The sequence below is a fragment of the Kitasatospora sp. NPDC048722 genome (assembly GCF_040650235.1).
GTDB lineage: Bacteria > Actinomycetota > Actinomycetes > Streptomycetales > Streptomycetaceae > Kitasatospora.
The window spans coordinates 1-18,826 of record NZ_JBEZGX010000101.1; the positions used below are offsets into that span (position 1 = coordinate 1).

Sequence of the window (18,826 nt, forward strand, 5' to 3'; positions counted from 1 at the left end):
CGGGGTTGCCGTGGCCGTCGAGGACGAGCGTGCGGTAGCCGGGCAGTGCGCGGCCGATGGGGCTGTTGCTGGTCTCGATCCGTTCCTCGTCCAGGGTCTCCTGGGCGGCGCCGGCGCGGCGTTCGACGCCGACCTGGCCAGGCTCGCGGAGCCGGACCGGCAGCGGCTGGCCGACGCCGAGTCGGCGGCCCGCTCAGACCTGGGCCTGGGCCGCGCGCTCCCGGTGCTGTGCGCCGCCATCGCGGCGCTCTGCCTGGGCGGCCTCTGGCCGCGGATCGACGAGTACCGGGCCGCGCGATGAGCGGGGCGGGCCGCTGGGCCCGGGCCGCTCTCGCCCTGGTGCTGGTCGCCCTCGCCGGCCCCACGGCCTGCAGCAGCGGCGAGTCGGGACCCGTGGTCCACGTGCTCGGCACCTGGACCGGCAGCGAGCGGGACTCGTTCCTGGCCGTGGTCGCGCCGTTCGAGCAGCGGACCGGGATCAGGGTGGACTACCAGGGCTCCCGGGACTCCGACACCGTGCTGGCCGACCGGGTCGGCAACGGCACGCCGCCCGACCTCGCCGTCCTCTCCAGTCCCGGAAAGCTGGTGCAGTACGCCCGGGCCGGCCGGCTGGCCCCGCTCGACGGTGCGCTCGACCTGCCGGGCATGGCCGCGCAGTACGGAGCGAGCTGGGTGCGGCTGGGCGCCGTGGACGGCAAGCAGTACGCCGTGTTCGTCAAGGCCACGGTGAAGAGCCTCATCTGGTACTCCCCCAAGGCCCTTGCCGCACACGGCTGGACGCCACCCGGAAGCTGGGACCAGCTGAACACCCTGGACCGGCAGATCGCCGGGTCGGGCGTTTCCCCGTGGTGTGTCGGGCTGGAGTCCAGTTCCGCCTCCGGCTGGCCGGGCACCGACTGGCTGGAGGACATCGTCCTCGCCCAGTCCGGACCGGACGTCTACGACCAGTGGGCGAGCGGCGCGCTCGCCTGGAACTCCCCGGCGATCAAACGGGCCTGGCAGACCTGGGGAGACGTGGTCGCCGCCAAGGGCCTGGTCCGCGGTGACTCCCGCGGCATGCTGCTCACCGGCTTCGCCGGCTCGGGCGGCTCGCTGTTCGGCCGGCAGCCGGGCTGCTACTTCGAGCACGCGGCGTCCTTCATCACGGACTACTACCGGCAGGGTGACCCGCAGCTCAAGGCCGGCGAGGACTACGACTTCGCCCGGTTCCCGGCCATCGACGAGGGGTTCAGGGGCACCGAGGAGGTGGCGGGCGACCTGCTCGGCATGTTCCACGCCACCCCGGCCGCCCAGCAGCTCGTCGCCTACCTCACGACACCCGAGGCGCAGCGGATCTGGGTGGCCCGCGGCGGTGCGCTGAGCCCCAACCGCCAGGTGCCCCCCGCCGCCTACCCGGATGACCTGTCCCGCCGCCTGGGCCAACTGCTGGTCGACGCCCGGGCGGTGCGGTTCGACGCCTCCGACCTGATGCCCGACGCGATGCAGAGCGCGTTCTACCGGGCCGTGCTCGCCTACGCCGACGACCCTTCGCAGCTGGACACCCTGCTCGCTGACCTGGACCGGGTTCGGGCCACCGTCTCCGCCTGACCTCGGACCGGCGGCGCGCCCCGTCCGCCGGAGCCGACACCGCCCGGCTGCTCCGCCCGGGCGGCAGGCGCCAACACGGCGCGCCTCCGTCCGGCGCCGGCCGTCGTCGGCGCCTACAGTCCTTGCGTGAGCGACGACCCCACCCGCACGAAGGCCGCGAAGGTCCTGGACCTCCCGGAGGGATGGGTCTCGGGATTCGCCATGGCGGCACTCGCGCTGATCATCGGGTTCCTGGGCTACGAACTCTCCCGGGACAACACCCCCGACCTGGGGCAGCTCGGGCTGTCGGGGATCGTGAGCCTGATCATCGGCACCCTGGCGAACCCGCAGGGGAAGGGGCAGCGGTTCTGCTGGTGGGTGCTGCTGGGCTGCACCTTCCTCGGCGCCCTCACCGGCGCGCTGATGACCGGGCTCACGGACCGGTCCGCGGCCGCGCCGGCGCTGTCGATCTTCGCGGCGGCGTTCTTCGGCCTGCTGGTGGACGGAGAGAAGCTGTCGGTGGGGACCCCCGGGAAGTCGGCGGGCGGTCGCGGGAAGTCGGTGGACGGTCCCGGGAAGGAGTGATCCGGGCGGGTGCCGACAGCCGGCACCCGCCCGGATCACTCCTTCCCGGAGGCGTTCTCAGCCCGCGCGCGTGCGGGGGTGGAGCTGCCGGCGCCGGAGTCGCCGCCGTACTCGGTGGCCGGCACGGCGGCCGCCGATCGGCCCTCCCCGCCCCCGACCTGTGAACGATCCGTGTCCCTCCCGGCCGGGCCCGCACCGGTCCCCGTCAGCCCTCCGGCGTCCGTTCGGCCCCGGCGAGGAGCGTGCGGACGGTGGCGGCCATGGTGTGCCGCGCCTCCTCGGGGCTCTGGCCGGAGCTGCGCCAGTGGTGCCAGGCGCTCCACGTGGTCACCGCGTCCAGGCCGTTGAGCAGGTCGCTCCGGGCGGGTTCGGGGAGCGGGTCGAGTTCCGCGGCGAAGACCTGGGTGAGCCGCAGGCGGGCGAAGTCCAGCATCTGCCGGACGGCCTCCTGGACCGGCGGGGAGGGGTTCTCCAGCCGCATGACGGCGAGTCTGGCCGGCGTGACGCCCTCCAGGATGCGGGCGCGCTGCTCGGTGAGGGCCGTGACCCGCAGCTCCTGAGGCCCCTCGGTGGGAAGCGGTCGGATCTGGGTCGCGAGCTGCTCCAGGCGCCGGTTGACGGCCACCTCGGCGAGCTCGGCCATGTCCGCGAAGTGGTGGAACACCAGCCGGCGGGAGACGCCCGCCCGTTCGGCCACCTTGTCGGCGGGGAAGTGTGCCTGGTTCTCGTCGAGCAGCGACAGCACCGCGTCGGCGATCTTCTCGCGGGTCTGCCGCCCGCGTTCCGTGCGCCCGTCGGCGGCGGGCGCAGCGGTCTCGGACCGTTTCACGTGGGGCTCCTCCGCCCTCTCGTTGACATTCTTGCACCGCGAGTGCAAGTGTACGCATTGCACAGTGAGTGCAATAAGTTTTCCGGTGGGGGCGGCGCGCCTCCCTCCGCGTACGAAAGGCCGTTCGCCGCAGATGTTCACCACGGTGGGGCGCTGGTGCGCCCGCAGACCCAAGCGCGTCGTCGCGGCATGGCTCCTGCTGCTGGCCGCCGCGCTCACCGCCGTCGGGCTGCTCGGGCGGGTCACCAGCGAAGAGGTCTCCATCCCCGGCAGCGACAGCCAGGCCGCGCTGGACACGGCCGCCCGCGCGTTCCCCGCTCCGCCCTCCGGCAAGCAGCCGCTCCTGCTGCACACCCCCGCCGGCGCCGCCCCGCTCACCGCCCCCGGCGCCGCCACCGCCGTCCGCAGCGCCGCCACGGCCATCGCCGCGGTGCCGCACGTCGTCGCCGTCACCACGCCCTACGACCCGGCCGGCGCCGCGGCGATGAGCGCCGACGGCCACACCGCCTACCTCTCCGTCGAACTCGACGTCTCCGGACGGGAGGTGACGCCCGCGACGACCGACGCCGTGCTCGCCGCGGCCGCACCGGCCACCGCCGCCGGCATCGAGGTGACCCCGGGCGGCCAGCTCGCCGCCGCGGTCGACCGGGGGAGCACCGGGCGCAGCGAGGCCATCGGCCTCGGCACCGCCCTGGTGATCCTCACCCTCACCCTCGGCAGCCTCCTCGCCGCCGGCCTGCCGCTGCTCGCCGGGGTGGTCGGCCTCGGCATCGCGCTGCCCGTCCTCGGCCTGGTCGGCCACCTGATGGACGTCCCCCAGGCCGGCGAGACCATCGCCGCGATGATCGGCCTGGGCGTCGGCATCGACTACACCCTCTTCGGACTCACCCGCTTCCGGGAGCTGCGCGCCGCCGGGATCGGCGTCGAGGACGCGGCCGTGCGCACCACCGCCGGCTCCGGCAAGTCCGTCGCCTTCGCCGGCAGCGCCGTCGTCGCGGCACTGGCCGGCCTCGCCCTGGGCGGACTTCCGCTGCTGTACGCCCTGGCCCTCGCGCCCGCGATCGCCGTGGTGACGGCACTGGGCGTCAACCTCACCCTCCTGCCCGCGGTCCTCGTGCTGCTCGGCAAGCGCCTGACACCCCGTCCGGCCGCCCCCGCCCCGGAAGGGCGCCCGCGCGGCTGGGGCCGGATCGCCGCCCTGGTCGCGGCCAGGCCGTGGCCCCTGCTGCTGGCCGGCCTCGCCCTGCTCGGCGCCCTCGCCGCCCCGGCGGCACACCTGCACCTCGGCCAGCTGGACGCCGGCAGCAAGGCCCGGGGCACCATGAGCCGCACCGCCTACGACCGCATGGCCGAGGCCTTCGGCCCGGGCGCCAACGGCGTGCTCCAGGTCGTCGACGTCCTGCCCGCGCCGGTGCAGGCGGGCGCGGGGGGCACCGACCCGAGCCTGACGGCCGTCACCACCGCCCTGCGCGGTGCCCAGGGCGTCGCCGCCGTCAGTCCGCCCGCCCTCGCCGCCGACGGCCGCACCGCCCGCTGGCAGGTCACCCCGACCACCGCCCCCTCCGACCCCGCCACCACCGCACTCGTCCACCGCCTGCGCTCGGACGTCCTGCCCGCCGCCACCGCCGGCACCGGCCAGGTGCCGCACGTCGGCGGCGTCCCGGCAGCCCAGGCCGACCTCAACGCGCGGATCGCGCAGCGGATGCCGCTCGTCGTCGGCTTCGTCCTGACCGTCGCCGGCCTCCTCCTGCTCCTCGCCTTCCGCTCGCCCGTCGTCGCCGTCAAGGCCGCCGTCATGAACCTGGTGTCGGTCGCCGCCGCCTACGGCGTGCTCGCCGCGGTCTTCCAGCACGGCTGGGGCGCCCGGCTGATCGGCCTGGAGGGCGCCGTCCCGATCCCCGGCTACGTGCCCCTGCTGATGTTCGCCGTGCTCTTCGGCCTGTCGATGGACTACGAGGTCTTCCTGCTCAGCGCCGTGCGCGAGGGCTACCTGCGCGAACGCGACAACCGCCGCGCCGTGGTGGCCGGCCTCGCCGCCACCGGACGGATCATCAGCTCCGCCGCCCTCATCATGGTCGCGGTCTTCCTCAGCTACCTGCTCTCCGACGACCCCGTCGTCAAGATGTTCGGCATCGGCCTGGCGAGCGCCGTCGCCCTGGACGCGACCGTCGTCCGCGGCCTGCTGGTGCCCGCCACCATGGTCCTGCTCGGCGACGGCAACTGGTGGCTGCCCCGCTGGCTCGACCGCCTGCTGCCGCACGTCGACATCGAAGGCGACGGCCACCCCGGGCACCCCGCCGCCGATGCCGACCCCGCCCCCGAACTCACGGCCGGGGCCCGCTGAAACCGTCCCCTCCCTCCATATCAACTCCTCGACCGAAAGCACTTCCTGATGCACCATCACATTCGCCGCGGCGTGCCCACCCTCACCGCCCTCACCGCCCTCGGGCTCACCGCCGGAGCCGCCGTCATCGCAGCGCCCGCCGCCCACGCCGACCCCGACTGCGGGCGGGCGCCGGTCCAGTACTCCGTCGACGGCGGCGCCCACTGGACGGCCGGCGCCACCATGCCCGCCGAGTCCGCCACCGTCCAGGTCCGCCTGGCCGGCGAACCCGCCGCGGGCTGCGACTACCACGTCTCGCTGGGTTCCTACGCGACGCAGGGCCCGACCTGGGCGACCTCGGGCCGCCAGACCTTCCTCGGCTGGGCGACCACCACGCTCACCCGCGAGCACTACCGGGACACCCTCGACGTCACCGGCCACCTGCCGCAGTGCTACGGCGAGTTGGCCCTCTACACGGTCGGCGAGAAGTACGACGGGAGCGACAGCGACCACCCGCTGCCGCACTACCCCGACGAGCCGTTCTCCGGCCTGATGACCGCCTCCTGGAACGGCGGCACGGCCTGCGCCCCCACCCCGACCCCCACCCCGACCGCCACGCCCGCGCCCACCGCCACGCCGACCCCCACCGCTACGCCCACGCCGCGCCCGACGGTGGCGCCGACCGGCGGGACGGCCGTCCCCGTCCCGGTGACGCCGCCCAGGCCCTCGTCCGTTTCCTCGTCCGTGCCCTCGCCCAGGGCCACCGTCACCGCCACGGCCGCCCCGGTGCTGGCCGCCACCGGCGCCGACGACGACCTCCTGGTCGCCGCCGCGGTCGGTGCCGCCGCACTGCTCGCCGTCGGCGGCACCGCGCTCTACGCGGGCCGCCGCCGCTGACGCCCCGGCGGCCTGCGGGCTCAGTCCTCGTCGAACGGTTCGTCGCTCCACCGGAACCAGGCGCGGCCGTCCGCGATGTGCAGAAGGAACTCGGCGACCGGGCCCGACGGGGCCACGAGCGACAGGGCCTGCGCGATCCGGTCGTAGGCGTCGTCGAAGTGCTCGATCTCGTCCGCCTCCAGCAGGGCCGGCGACTCGTCGAACCAGGGCTCCACCGCGGCGAACGCCGGCGTGGGGACGAACCTCCCCTCCAGCCACGGGAAGTCGGACCCGTCGATGAGGATCTCGCCGAGCAGTTCCTCCTGCCGCACCAGCCGCCAGACCCCGCCCGCGAAACCCATCCCGCCGGTCCTCCGTCCCGTCGCCCACCGTCGTCGGCGGCAGCCTCCCACACGGTACGGACACCGCCCGGCGGCAGCGCGCGAAAAGGCCCGGGCCCGGGCGGCCGAGGGGGAAACGGCCGTCCGGGCCCGGGGGCTCGGGGACGTCACGCCCGGCGGGGCGTCACGTCCGGCGGGGTGTCACGCCCGGTGGGGCGTCACCAGACGCGGTAGACCGCGTCGCGGGCCTGGCCGAGGTACTGCTGGTAGGTGCCCAGGTTCCAGGCCGCCCAGGAGGCCCAGCCGCGGCCGGTGCCGTCGGTGTCGATCTTGTAGGCCATCCGCGCCGACCAGCCCATGTCCTGCCAGTTCTCGGGCGTCACGACCTCCGGGTCGCGGTAGTGGACCTGGGGGTACCACTTCTCGTTGATCTGCCAGGCCCCGAGGTCCTTGGTGCCCGGGTCGGGGTCGGTGGGCAGGTTGGTGTGGACGGCCAGGCGGTTGCACCCGGACTCGGCCATGGCGATCGCCACCGCGTAGATCGCGTCGTCGTTGCGGCCCTCGCCCGACTTGTCCTTGGCGAAGCCGGCCAGTTTCGCCTCGCGGGCGCAGGCGTCGATGCCGCTCTGGTCCCCGGCGGCAGAGGCGGTGAAGGCGGTCGAGGTGAGGCTGAGGGCCAGGACGGCGACGGAACCGGCCAGCAGTGCTCGGGTCTTGCGCAGCACGAGAGGGTCCTCCCTTCGGCACCGGCCCGCGGTTCGGGCAGGTCGCAGGCTCAGGAAGCTATGCGGCGCGCGTCAACGGACCGTCGACGATCGGTGTACGAGCAGTCGCCCGCGGTAAATCGGTTGGGCCGGTCCGCTCCTTGCTGTTACTGTCTGTGCAGCCGTGGAGAACGTGAGGAGGTGTGAGACCCGTGAAGGTTGTATCCGTGTGGGTGCTCCCCCTCGTCGTCACGGTGGGCGATTGACGTTGGTGTCGCCCGGGAGCCCCTGCGACAAGGCACTCCCGAGAGGCAACACCATGAACGCATCCCAGCCCCCGCACCCCACCCCGGGCCCGAGCGAGCACGCGCTCGCCGTCACCCGCGTCTCCGACACGCAGTGGCAGGCCGTCGACGGCGACCTGGTCGTCGGCCGCGCCGACGCCTCGCGCAGGCCCGACGGGCGGCTCTTCGTCAGCGTCGACGCCTGGTACGACACGGCCCGCGACCGCCTCGCCGCCACGGTGCTCGCCGACCTGCCGGCGCCGCTGCACACCGTCGCCGACGAGGCCGACCACGACGCGGTGGCCGCCTGGCAGCGGCTCGGCTTCACCCCCGTCCGCCGCGAGCGGACCTACGTCGTGCCCACCGACCCGCACACCACCGGGCTCGCCCCGGCACGGCCCCCGGCGGGCGTGACGATCGTGCCCGCCGGCCGGGCGCAGGAAGGCCCGCTGCGCGACCTGGACCGCGTCGTGCGCGACGAGGTCGGGGCCGGCGCCGGCTGGCCGACGATGCCGGCCGAGGTGCTGCCCCGCCCGGCGGGCACCACCGTGGTCGACCCGTCGAAGTACGTCGTCGCGCAGCAGGACGACCGCTACCTCGGCCTGCTCCGCCTCGCCCCGGTGACCCGCCGCCCGCGGATCGGCCTCATCGCCGTCCGCGCCGAGGCACACCGCCGGGGCATCGCCCGGGCGCTGCTGGCCCACACACTGGGCTCGCTGCACCACGCCGGGACGGCCTCGGCCTGGGCCGAGGCCGACGAGACCAACACGGCCGCCATCGCCCTCCTCGAAGGCGTGGGGGCCAGGCACGTGGGCAGCATCCTGGAACTCGTCCGCCGCTGACACCACACCACACCACACAAGCGATCCACCGCCCCACCGACCGGAAACGAGAAACCGTGACCAAAGCAACAGGAGCCATCGAAGTCGAAGGCACCGTCACCGAGTGCCTGCGCAACGCGACCTTCAAGGTGAAGCTCCAGAACGGGCACGTCGTGCTCGCCCACATCAGCGGGAAGATCCGCAAGAACTACATCAAGATCCTCCCCGAGGACCGGGTCCTCGTGGAGCTCAGCCCCTACGACCTCACCCGCGGCCGCATCCGCTACCGCTACAGGTAGACCGGGCCCGTCCCCGGCCGTCGGCTTCCGCCCGGCGGCCCGGGCGTTCCCAGGCGATCGTCTTCGAATTCCCTCGAACCATTCGACCGGTGCCCCACCCACGACGTTCCATGGGTGGGGCACGTCAACTTGACCCGGCCGTGCAGGACCGGGCTTGTGGGTAGGGCGCGGCTGGTTACCGCGTGGCCTCCCACGTGTCCATCGACTTCGACCTCGTCGCCTCGTTCGTCATCACGGCCTGACCGCGCGTCAGACGGCCTTCTCGACGTCCGAGGCGTGGAGTTCGACGGTGGCCGGATCGCCGAGGACGTCCACGGTCAGCCGCACGCGCCCCCGGTCGGGATCGACGGCCGTCACCGGCCCCCTGGAGCCGGCGAACGGACCGCCCGTCACCCGCACGTCGTCGCCCACCCGAACATCCGCCTCGTACGCCATACCGTGCCCCCGCTGCTCCCCGCCGGACGTTCCGGCGGGGAGTCAACGTATCCGACCGGAGTGACGGGCAGCGCGTTCCGGCGCTCGGCGACAGCCCGGGATCAGCCCTGGCCGCGCAGCGCGCAGACCCAGCAGCCGCAGTCCGTCACGGAGTTGGCCCCGCAGTGCGCGACGGGCCAGTACTGCGACGCGCACGGCCCGGGATCGACCGCAGTGCCGTCGCCGGGCAGCGTGCGCCGGCACCAGTCGCACCGGACATCGACCAGCAGGCCGGCCCCGCGCAGTCCTTCCGCCATCCGCACGGCCTCACCGAAGGACAGGCCCACCCGAAGCACGACGGGCGGGTCGTCCAGCACCTGCCGGCTGCGCCACAGGCTCAGGCCGGTGACCGCCCGCACCGCCCGGAGGGGCGCCGCGCCGCGGGCCGGGGCCCCGGTCACCACGACCTCGAAACCCGGGTCCTCCACAAGTCCGTCCTCACCGGTCGGCGTCGCGTCCGGTTCCAGTCAACCGCCCCACCGCCCTGCCCGGCCACGGGTTTTCGCCCGACCAGGCGTGAAAGCGCGGGTGCGGGGCGCCCGGGCGGGCCCGGGCGCCCCAGCCCCGAGTCACCGTGTGACCGGGGCGGCGGCCGGGGTGATGGCCATGCGGCGGGGGTGCCAGGGGATGTCGGCGGGCGGGGCGGCGAGGTCGAAGCCCTCGGCTCCGGTGAACGCCGCGGGGGAGTCACTGCCCATCGCAATGTCAGCTCATGCCGGTGACCAGGCTTGGCTGGGCAGTGCCAGCACCGCGTCCGCGAACGCCCCGGGAGCCTCCTGCGGCACGTTGTGCCCGATCCCCGGCAGGACGGTGACCTCGCACGGCCCGCGGAAGCGCCCGGTGTCGCCCTGCACGTCGGCGGGGTTCACCCCGTCCGCGCCGCTGACCAGCACGACCGTGGGCACCGCGATCGGCGGCCCGGCCGCGAGCCGGTCCTCCAGCGCCTGGTAGCGCGGATCCCCGGCCACGAGCCCGAACCGGTGCCGGTAGGAGTGCACCACGACGTCGACGAAGTCCGGATTGTGCAGGCTCGCCGCCGACGCCCCGAACTCCTCGCCGGCCCCGGCCCAGGTCGGCGACCACAGCCGCCAGAGCAGCGCGCACAATTCCTCGCGATTGCGCTCCAATCCCCTTCGCCCGCGCTCCGAGTGGAAGTAGTGCTGGTACCAGAGATTGCGCTCCGCCTCCGGCGAAACCGGCTCCACCGAACCCGCGATGTCCTGAACGAGGTAGCCACCGCCCGTCACCAGCCCCGCGACGCGTCCCGGCCACAGCGCGGCCGCCACGCACGCCGCCCGCCCGCCCCAGTCGTACCCGGCGACCACCGCCCGCCCGATCCCCAGCGCGTCCAGGAAGTCGACCAGGTCCTGCCCGAGCGCGGCCTGCTGCCCGCTGCGCATCGTCCCCCCGTCCCGGAACGCCGTCGGACCGCACCCGCGCAGGTACGGCACCAGCACGACCCGCCCGCGCGCGGCGAGCCGTGCCGCCACCTCGTCGAACGCCCGCACGTCATAGGGGAATCCGTGCAGCAGGACCACCGGCACCCCCGCACCCGCCGCGAACTCCCCGAACTGCTCGTACGCGATGTCGAGGACCGGCGTCGTCACGCTCTTCTGTGCCCTGAAGATCACATCCATCCGTCCATGCCGGCACGTCGTTCGTCAACGATCCGCCGGTGTCGGCAGGGGGCCGTCGTGGCGGGCACTGGCGCGCCAGTCGGCGACGCGGACGAGGGTTTCGAGGAAGGCGAGGCGGAAGGGACCGAGGCCGGGGGTGTCGCGCAGGGCGAGGGCGCGTTCGGTCCAGGCCTGCGGGAAGCCGGCGGTGTCCAGGGTGCGGGCGGGGAAGTGCTCGCCGGTGGACAGGTCGACGGGCGGGGTGCGGTCGCCGTCGGCGACACCGAGCAGCAGCGGGGCCTCGTCGCCGCGCGGGCGCACGGTGATGCGGACGTGGCCGTGGTGGGCGGCGGCCAGGTAGGTCACCAGGGGGTGGTGGCCGCCGTGCCACAGCAGGAGGGCGCTGACGAGCTCGTGCCGGAAGTAGGGGCGGGCCGGACGGTAGGGCGGCAGGGGATCGGCGCCGTTCCTGGACTTGGCGAGCAGGCCGGCGGGCGGGTCGGTGCGGCCGGCCCGCAGCTTCTCCTGGAAGGCGTCGTGGCACTTGCCGAGGTCGTGGTAGCGGGCCGCCACGACGACGGCCTCGCCCAGTTCGGTGGGGAGTTGGGGCAGCGCGGCGAGCAGCAGCCCCGCCTCCTCGGCGGTCTCCTGGAGGTGCTGGTCGAGGCCGACCCAGGCGGCGCAGACATAGGCCGGTGTCCTCGGACCGGGTGCCTCGCACGGGACGGGGGCCGGGCTCGTCGGGCTCCAGCCGAGGTCCGGGAGGTAGCCGCCGGCGCGGGCGTCCAGGAGCACGCGGGCACCGGGCCGCAGGTCGTCCGGTCGGGCGGGGCGCCACCGGCCGTCCAGGGCGTCGCGCAGCCAGGCCCGGCCGGCGGGCAGCCGGCGCAGCTCGCCGAGCGGCACCGGGCAGAGTTCGGTGCCCGCCGGGTCGGGCTCCTCCTCGCCGGGTCCGCCGGACTCCCAGGCGCGCCAGGCGGCCAGTGCCGGGAGCGAGTCCGCCTCCGCCGGCCCGCAGATCCACTGGTCCACCGTGTCGGTCCGGTCGGCGGGGGAGTCGAACAGGGCCAGGACGTCCTCGCGCCGCGGCCCCGACGGCGCGGGCGGCGTCTCGACGCGGGCCGCCAGCAGGTCGCCGGGGCTGACGGCCCGGCCCTCGTGGGCGGTCAGCCAGCGCGCGACGGCCGCATCGCCGCCCTCGGGCGGCGTGCACCACAGCAGGTCGCCGCCGTCCGGGTGCTCGCCGTGCCGGTTGCAGCGCCCGGCGCGCTGCACCAGCGAGGCCCAGGGCGCGAGTTCGGTGACCACGGTGCGGCCGGAGAGGTCCGGGCCGGCCTCGACGGCGGGGGTGGTGACGAGGACGAGGTCGCGCTCGCCCCCGTCTTCGGCGGAGGCGGAGGCGGAGACGGCGCAGGCGGCGGCCAGGACGCGGCGCCGGTCGGCGGCCCGGAAGTGCGGGTGCAGCAGGAGCGCCGCGCACCCCAGTCCGGCCAGGCCGGCGTGTACGGCCCGTGCCCGTTCCAGCGAGTTGAGCACCACGACGGTCCGGGTGCCGGGCACGTGCGCACCGACGACGGCCCGCGCCAGCGCGGCGACGTACCGCCCGGGCGCGACGTCGAGCCGGGCGATCCGCCGCAGCGTCCCGGTCGTGTCCGGCGCCCGTACCGTGCTGCCGCCGGGGGTGAAAGGCCCGCGCACCGACGACATCCACATCGTCCGGGTCGCCGCCGCCGTCCCCAGCCGGTCCCGCAGCAGCTGGAGTTGCGCACCGGTGGACAGGCCGGGCCCGAGCAGGTGCGCCTCGTCGAACACCCACTGCGCGTCCGTGTGCAGCAGCGCGTACGAGACCGGCGCCATCGTCCGCGCGTCCGCGTAACCGCGCATGAGCGCCCGGCTGAGCAGCACGTCGTGCGTGCCGACCAGGATCGCGCTCCGCTCGGGCGCACGCCGCCAGCCGCCCTCCTGCGCGGCCGCGCCCGCGAGCAGGTGCAGGCCCACCTCGTCCGTCAGCCCCAGGCGCTCCAGCCACCCGGAGATCCGGCCGAAGGTCTGGTCGGCGAGGCTGTGCCGCGGCAGCACCAGCACCAGCCGCCGCGGCGTGTCCCCGGGCGCCGCGACCAGCCGCCGGTACAGCCACGGCAGCACGGCGGCCACGGTCTTGCCCGCCCCGGTGGGCGCCTCCAGCAGTGTGGGCAGTCCCTCGGCGGCGAGCGCCGACTGGTACGGGTAGGGGGTGAAACCGGTGGCGGTACGCGCGAAAGTCCCGAACTCGGCGGTCATCCGCCCAACCTACGGCGAAAGGCCGCCCGGCGAGTGGTCTCGCGTCCACCCCGTCCGTGTCAGGCCCGCCCGCGGAACTGAGTGCCATGTCCATGCAATTGGTCGGGATGCGAACCGCATGGGCCTGCGATCTGATGGTGATGAGGAGCCAGGGGCTGTGCGGGCCTTGTCGGCCGGGGCCGGGGGCGGCGGCGGCTTCCAGTGATCGTCGGGGATGCACCTCGCGCCGTACGGCGCGAAGGTCGCCAGGTGTCGCAAAAAATGTGGTCTAGAGACGTGCCATCGCGCGGATGGCGTGAGGGGAGGTGAAACGAGTCGCCTCGATGTGGCAGGGACAAGAAGGCACAGGCGGAATTGCGGGTGTGGATGATGAGAAGAAAATTGTCGGGAGCGATTGCCGGTGCGGTCCTCGTGGTCGCGCTGGGTGCATGCGGGAGCAGCGATCACGGGGGCGGAAATCGGAGCGCCCAGTCGGGTCGGTCGCAGTCGACCGATTCAGTGGCACTCTCCCAGGCGGCGGTGGCGGGATCCTCGACGACGGGATTACTCCCGGTCGCCGGAACTCAGTCATGGAATGAAGCCGCGGAACTCGCCTGCCAGCAGCTGCTCGCCGGCGCCGGAAGCCCTGTGCGGGTCAATTCCGGTTCGCTGGACGACCAGTTCGCGGAGGATTCGTATTGGGCCGCAGCTCTGCAGCAGAAGGCCGCGCAGGCTCTCGGCGGTATCGCCGGGCAGCCGAACGGAGGAGCGAGCCTGATCCAAGCCCTCGGCAAGGCTGCCGCCCTCAACCAGGAGATGGGAAGCATCTACAACACGCATCCGGTGTTCAGCCAGACCCTGGACCGGGACAAGGTTGCGTTCAGTCAGAACGCGCAGGGGGCTTCCGCGCTAGCGGGCTCCCTGGGCACGCCCACCTGCGCGACGGTGGCGGGCAAGACGGCCGGCTCGGGGTAGAACGGGTGCCGCCTGCGCCCAGCCGGTGCCACGGTGGCCACGGTCGGTTGCGCCTCGGCGGCATGCCCCGGTCCGCAGCCGGGGCATGCCGCCGAGGCGCCGGTGTTCCTCCGGGCCGGCGGATCGTTCCGGTGCGCGTCGCCGGATCGGTGCCGCTGGGAGCGCCGAGGACGGCAGCGTCCGGACCGTGGCCCCCGCGTCGCTCGGCCGGAACTACCCTCCGTCACCTGGCGCCTGTGTCCCGGCGCCGTCCTGCCGTCCGTCAAGACCCGCGACGTGCCCGTGAGTGCATGCACCGGGTGATGATCGCGCGCCGCCTCCCCGGAAACCGTGTGGTCGGACACGTTCGCACGACCGATGGTTTGGACGCTGTGCGAATCAACCCGAATCGTGACCTTCCCGGCCGCGGCCGCCGGAACCCGCCGTTCACGGCCCGCGTCCCCGCCGGTAGTCGGCGTGGCGTAAGGTGCGGCGCCGCGGAGCCGAGCAGGCAGCCGGCAGGAACGGGAAGAGCGCAGGACGATGGACGACAGACAGGCCGAGGACCACAGACCCGGCGGCGCCACCGCGCCCGCCGAACGCCTCTGGGAGCTCCCGGAGTACCTCTACGAACGCGAGCTCGGCGCCGGCGCGAGCGGCCGGGTCGTGCTCGCCCGCCACCGCGCCACCGGCACCCCGGTGGCGATCAAGCACCTCCACGCCTCCGCCGCCTCCGTCGCGCTGCGCGCCGAGGCCGAGGTCCTCGCCGGCATCGCCTCCCCGTACGTCACCCGGCTCTACGAGTACGTCGAGGGCGGGCAGGGCTCGGCCATCGTGATGGAACTGGTCGACGGCATCGCGCTGCGCGACCTGCTGCGCGCGGAGGGCGCCACCACGCCGGAGGCCGCCCTGGTGGTCCTGAAGGGCTCGCTGCTGGGCCTGGCCGCCGCGCACGGAGCCGGTGTCGTGCACCGCGACTACAAGCCCGCCAACGTCCTGGTCGACACCGTCGGCACCTCGAAGCTGGTCGACTTCGGCATCGCCGTGCCCAGCGGCTCCGACCGCGACGTCTCCGGCACCCCCGCCTACATGCCGCCCGAGCAGTGGGCGGGCCGGGCCGCCTCCCCGGCGGGCGACGTCTACGCCGCGACCGCCACCTTCTTCGAGTGCCTCACCGGCGCCCGCCCCTACGAGGGCGCCACGATCGCCGAACTCGCCGTCCAGCACACCGAGGCGCCGATCCCGGCCGAGCTGGCCCCGGAGCCGGTCCGGCCGCTGATCCTGGCGGGCCTGGCCAAGGAACCCGAGGCCCGGCCCGCCAGCGCGGCCGCGCTCGTCGAGCAGCTGGAGGCCGTCGCGGCGTCCGCCTACGGGCCGTACTGGGAGGAGAAGGGCCGCCGCGACCTGACGGCGCTGGTCGCCCTCCTCGCGCTGCTGCTGCCCGGCGCCGGGGGCGCGGCCGGCGGCGGCACCTCGCTGGCCCACACCCTCCTCGGCCCGGCCGAGACGGACGCCTACACGGACGCCGCCATGGCCGTGGGCGCCGACGCCGCCCCGGCCGCCGCCCGCCCGCCCCTGACCGCCCGACCGGGGACCCGCGGCAAGGTGCTCACCGGCGTCGCGGCCGGCGTCATCGCCCTGGCCACCCTCACCACCGTCGCGATGGCGGGGGCCGCCGACGGCGGCGCCCGCACGGTGCTCGGCGGCGCCTCACCCGAGGCCACCACCAGCCTCGGCGCGCCCGACCCGACCGGCAGCCCGTCCGCTGCGCCCAGCACGGCCGGCGCCGCCCCGACCCCGTCCGCCACAGCGACGCCGACGGCCACCGCGTCCATCACCGCGTCCGCCACCCCGACCCCGTCCGCCCCGGCCACGCCGGGCGGCAAGACGCCCTCCGCACCGGGCACGCCCTCCGCCCCCGGGCCGCAGCCGGCACCGGCCGGCCCCGCCGCGCCGACGTCGGCCCCGCCCGCCGGCCCCGGCCCCGGTCCCGCCCAGGGCGGCCCGACCACCCAGGCGCCCTCGCCCTCGCCGACCCAGACCGTCGCGCCCGCCACCATCACCATCAGCTCGGTGAACCTGGACTCGCTGTCCTGCGGCGGCCGTTGGGCCCTGACCGCCGCCGTCACGGTGGTCGCCCAGGGCAACGCGACCGGGACCCTGACCCTCAGCTGGTACCACAGCTCGGGCGGACGCGCCGTCACCGTCGCCACCGACACCGTGCCGGTCCAGAACGGCCGCGCCACCATCACCCGCACCCACGACTTCGGCTCCGCCGACAACTTCACGACCTGGGGCGTGCGCGTCGGCACCAGCCCGGCCGCGACCGCGCCGGGCAAGACGTCCGCCGAGATGTACGCCTTCACCTGCAACCCGCCCCGCTGACCCGCTGACCCCCCTGCCGGTCCCGATCGTGCCCGCCCCACCCCTCGCCCTGGAGAAAGCCATGTCCACGCCCCACCCCGACGCCGCCCCCACCCCGGGCGCGGACCAGACCGTCCGGCTCGGTCCGGGTACGGGCGAGGGGGAGGAGACCAGCCGTCGGGACGCCGAGGCGACGGTGCGCCTCGACTCCGTCCCCGCCCCGCGCACGGACCGCACCGTCCGGCTCTCCCGCCCGCCGCTGGGTGGGCCGGATGCGGTGGAGACGGTGCGTCTGGACAAGGAGGAGCGCGGGCGTCCGACGGGGGAGTCCGGGACGGTCCCGCTGCCGCGCCCGCCCCTCGGCGTGCCCGACCCGCGTGCGGACCGCACGGTCCGGCTCTCCCCGGCGGGGCCCGGCACACCGGACGCCGAGGCCACCGTGCGCCTCGACTCCGCCGAGGCCGAGAGCGCCACGTTCCTCGATCCCCGGGTCTGGGGCGGCGCGCCGCGGCCGGGGGAGAGCGCCACGCTGCCCGAGCCGCTCCCGGCATCGGAGGTCGAGGAGGAAGCGGAGCCCGCGCCCACTCCCGAGGCCTCCACCTCTGCCGCCGCACCGGACGAACGCCCCCTCGCCCCCGGCGAGTTGCGCCGCTTCGGCCCCGGCGTCCCGCCGCAGGCCGCCGCCGCGTGGCACGGCGGGACGACGGCGGACCGGCAGCCCGAGCGGCCCCGCCGCGTGCGCAGGTGGCTGGTGCCGGTGGCCGTGCTCCTCGCCGTCCTGGCACTGCTGTTCTGGCGCTTCCACACGACCGCCCTGGCCGTCACCTCCGTCGGCGTGACCACCGACCCGGCGGGACCCGGCTGCGGGGGCACCGCCGTCGTCACGGCCTCGGTGGAGACCAACGGCGGCGCCGGCAGCATCCGTTACCGCTGGCAGCGCAGCGACGGCACGACCTCGGACGAGCTCGTGCAGGACGTCCGCTCCGGCACGCGCCACACCGACCTGGTGCTGCGCTGGACCTTCGACGGCCAGGGCTCCCTCCAGGCCACTGCCACCCTGGAGATCCTCTCGCCCACCGCCCGCACCGCGACCGCCACCTTCCCCTACCACTGCTCCTAGTACTCCAGTGTGACTTCGTGATCTATCCGGTTGAGGGCTCGGCGAGGCGTCGCCGGTAGTGGCTGCGGCGGGCGGTTGCTTGATGGTGTCTGCGCCAGTTTGACCAGGTCAGCAGGCTGTGTGGGGATGTGGCCGGTGGGACCAGAAAGGCGCCGAGCAGGTGGCGGATCTCGGGGACGGTCAGGTCGATCGGGTCAGTGCTGCGGGCGGGCCGGTTCGGTTGTGCGGTCCTTGCCGGCGTCGCGTCGGCGGCGAGGACGGCCAGGAAGGCCAGAGCGAGCATGGCCAGGGTGATGTGCCGGTGCCAGGCAGTCCAGTGGCGGACCTGGTAGTGGTCCAGGCCGACCTGGCCTTTCGCGGCCTGGAAGCACTCCTCGATGCACCACCTGGTCCCGGCCACCCGGACCAGTTCGGACAGCGGCACCCGTGTCGGGGACCAGCACAGGTAGAAGGCGAGTACGCCGCTGTGCGGGTTTCGGCGGGTCAGCAGGTGCCGGTGGCCGTCGGTACCGATCTCGATCCAGGCCCAGTCGTAGTAGCGCGGCCCCTTCGCGCCGGCTCCGGCGCTCTGCCGGTGCCAGGCCGAGGCGGGCAGGCGGTCGACCACGGCGTCGGCGCGGACGGCGGTCCGTCCCTGGTTGATCCGCACCCGTGTGCTGCAGGCGACGGCCAGGACGTAGCCGATCCGACGGGACTCCAACAGGGCACGCAGAGCCGGGTCTTGACCGTAGGCCTCGTCGCCGGTCGCCCAGGAGGCGCCGATCCCGGCGTCCAGTGCCGCCGTGATCATTTGCCCGGCCAGCGTCGGCTTGGTCGCGAACTTCGTCTGGTCGGGCACCCCGGCGCGGGTTCGGCGCTCGGCGTCCTGGCACCACGAGGCGTCGGGCAGGTAGAGACGACGATCGATCAACGCCCGTCCTCTGCTGGAGGCGTAGGCGAGGAAGACGCCGACCTGAGTGTTCTCGATTCGGCCTGCCGTCCCGGTGTACTGCCGCTGCACGCCGGCCGAGGCGGCGCCTTTCTTCAGGAAGCCGGTCTCGTCGACGATCAGCACGCCGTTGTCGGCGCCGAGGTGTTCGAAGACGTAGGCGCGGATGTCGTCGCGGACAGTGTCGGCGTCCCAGCGGGTGGTTCGCAGCAGCCTCTGCATCGGCCCGGGTCGGGTATGGCCGGCCTGTTCGGCCAGCTGCCAGCAGTTCTTCCGCTCGACGCCGGACAGCAGGGCGAGTACGAAGGCGCGGGCTGTCGCTCGCGGCTCCACCCGCTTGAACCGGCCTGCGATCCGGGCCATGGCCTGGTCAAACATCGCCCGCCAACGGGCGGCGTCTATGCTGTGATCCGCGGCCACCGCGTGATCGTCATGAGTCCACACAACCCTTGATGATCACGCGGTGGCCGTTCCAGTTCTCAC

19 protein-coding genes are annotated in these 18,826 nt (G+C 74.6%); 10 read left to right on the plus strand and 9 right to left on the minus strand.

The window, feature by feature from the left end; genetic code table 11:
* From AB0C76_RS39580 to AB0C76_RS39590, 3 genes are all read left to right on the plus strand, one after another.
* The coding region (locus AB0C76_RS39580; RefSeq protein ID WP_359975077.1) for a hypothetical protein at positions 1-301 on the plus strand (301 nt) is incomplete at its 5' end.
* Entirely contained in the window at positions 298-1,587 is a 1,290-nt protein-coding gene (locus AB0C76_RS39585) for an ABC transporter substrate-binding protein (protein ID WP_359975079.1), read from the plus strand. The genes AB0C76_RS39580 and AB0C76_RS39585, both read left to right, overlap by 4 nt.
* 126 nt (positions 1,588-1,713) lie before the next feature.
* Positions 1,714-2,151: a hypothetical protein gene (locus AB0C76_RS39590; protein ID WP_359975081.1), complete on the plus strand. Its 438-nt coding sequence runs from the start codon at positions 1,714-1,716 to the stop codon at positions 2,149-2,151.
* A gap of 205 nt (positions 2,152-2,356) precedes the next feature.
* Here the strand turns inward: AB0C76_RS39590 and AB0C76_RS39595 are convergent, their stop codons facing one another.
* Complete coding sequence (locus AB0C76_RS39595) at positions 2,357-2,980, minus strand: TetR/AcrR family transcriptional regulator (protein WP_359975083.1); 624 nt, start codon at positions 2,978-2,980, stop codon at positions 2,357-2,359.
* A gap of 133 nt (positions 2,981-3,113) precedes the next feature.
* Here AB0C76_RS39595 and AB0C76_RS39600 point away from each other — a divergent pair, with 133 nt between their 5' ends.
* Entirely contained in the window at positions 3,114-5,324 is a 2,211-nt protein-coding gene (locus tag AB0C76_RS39600; protein WP_359975085.1) for an MMPL family transporter, read from the plus strand.
* A gap of 48 nt (positions 5,325-5,372) precedes the next feature.
* A complete protein-coding gene (locus AB0C76_RS39605; protein ID WP_359975087.1) occupies positions 5,373-6,200 on the plus strand; it encodes a hypothetical protein in 828 nt (275 codons plus the stop codon).
* Between the two features lie 20 nt (positions 6,201-6,220).
* Here the strand turns inward: AB0C76_RS39605 and AB0C76_RS39610 are convergent, their stop codons facing one another.
* Together AB0C76_RS39610 and AB0C76_RS39615 are read right to left on the minus strand one after the other, a co-directional pair.
* The gene (locus AB0C76_RS39610; RefSeq protein ID WP_359975088.1) at positions 6,221-6,541 is read right to left on the minus strand and encodes a hypothetical protein; all 321 of its coding nucleotides are present in this window, start codon (positions 6,539-6,541) and stop codon (positions 6,221-6,223) included.
* Between the two features lie 197 nt (positions 6,542-6,738).
* Positions 6,739-7,245 (minus strand): hypothetical protein, encoded by a 507-nt coding sequence (locus AB0C76_RS39615; RefSeq protein WP_359975090.1) that lies wholly within the window; start codon positions 7,243-7,245, stop codon positions 6,739-6,741.
* Between the two features lie 298 nt (positions 7,246-7,543).
* Here AB0C76_RS39615 and AB0C76_RS39620 point away from each other — a divergent pair, with 298 nt between their 5' ends.
* On the plus strand, positions 7,544-8,350 hold the full coding sequence (locus tag AB0C76_RS39620) for a GNAT family N-acetyltransferase (protein WP_359975092.1): 807 nt from the start codon (positions 7,544-7,546) through the stop codon (positions 8,348-8,350).
* Between the two features lie 56 nt (positions 8,351-8,406).
* The gene (gene infA, locus AB0C76_RS39625; protein ID WP_359975094.1) at positions 8,407-8,628 is read left to right on the plus strand and encodes a translation initiation factor IF-1; all 222 of its coding nucleotides are present in this window, start codon (positions 8,407-8,409) and stop codon (positions 8,626-8,628) included.
* 249 nt (positions 8,629-8,877) lie between these two features.
* On the opposite strand, the gene AB0C76_RS39630 is transcribed toward infA, so the two are convergent.
* The 5 genes from AB0C76_RS39630 to AB0C76_RS39650 form a co-directional block, all read right to left on the minus strand.
* The gene (locus AB0C76_RS39630) at positions 8,878-9,063 is read right to left on the minus strand and encodes a KOW motif-containing protein (RefSeq protein WP_359975096.1); all 186 of its coding nucleotides are present in this window, start codon (positions 9,061-9,063) and stop codon (positions 8,878-8,880) included.
* A gap of 101 nt (positions 9,064-9,164) precedes the next feature.
* Positions 9,165-9,530, minus strand: coding sequence for a hypothetical protein (locus AB0C76_RS39635; RefSeq protein ID WP_359975098.1), 366 nt, complete (start codon positions 9,528-9,530; stop codon positions 9,165-9,167).
* 141 nt (positions 9,531-9,671) lie between these two features.
* Positions 9,672-9,800 (minus strand): hypothetical protein, encoded by a 129-nt coding sequence (locus tag AB0C76_RS39640; protein WP_359975100.1) that lies wholly within the window; start codon positions 9,798-9,800, stop codon positions 9,672-9,674.
* Positions 9,801-9,812: 12 nt separating this feature from the next.
* Positions 9,813-10,733 carry an alpha/beta hydrolase gene (locus AB0C76_RS39645; RefSeq protein WP_359975102.1) on the minus strand — a complete coding sequence of 307 codons (921 nt, stop codon included), beginning with the start codon at positions 10,731-10,733 and terminating at the stop codon, positions 9,813-9,815.
* A gap of 30 nt (positions 10,734-10,763) precedes the next feature.
* A complete protein-coding gene (locus AB0C76_RS39650) occupies positions 10,764-12,998 on the minus strand; it encodes a CRISPR-associated endonuclease Cas3'' (protein ID WP_359975104.1) in 2,235 nt (744 codons plus the stop codon).
* A gap of 498 nt (positions 12,999-13,496) precedes the next feature.
* On the opposite strand from AB0C76_RS39650, the gene AB0C76_RS39655 reads away from it, so the two are divergent.
* From AB0C76_RS39655 to AB0C76_RS39665, 3 genes are all read left to right on the plus strand, one after another.
* The gene (locus tag AB0C76_RS39655) at positions 13,497-13,952 is read left to right on the plus strand and encodes a hypothetical protein (RefSeq protein ID WP_359975106.1); all 456 of its coding nucleotides are present in this window, start codon (positions 13,497-13,499) and stop codon (positions 13,950-13,952) included.
* A gap of 522 nt (positions 13,953-14,474) precedes the next feature.
* Complete coding sequence (locus AB0C76_RS39660; protein WP_359975108.1) at positions 14,475-16,316, plus strand: serine/threonine-protein kinase; 1,842 nt, start codon at positions 14,475-14,477, stop codon at positions 16,314-16,316.
* A 61-nt stretch (positions 16,317-16,377) separates the two neighbouring features.
* Complete coding sequence (locus tag AB0C76_RS39665) at positions 16,378-17,415, plus strand: hypothetical protein (protein WP_359975110.1); 1,038 nt, start codon at positions 16,378-16,380, stop codon at positions 17,413-17,415.
* Positions 17,416-17,437: 22 nt separating this feature from the next.
* Here the strand turns inward: AB0C76_RS39665 and AB0C76_RS39670 are convergent, their stop codons facing one another.
* Positions 17,438-18,706 (minus strand): IS701 family transposase, encoded by a 1,269-nt coding sequence (locus tag AB0C76_RS39670; RefSeq protein ID WP_359975112.1) that lies wholly within the window; start codon positions 18,704-18,706, stop codon positions 17,438-17,440.
* Between the last annotated feature and the right edge of the window lie 120 nt (positions 18,707-18,826).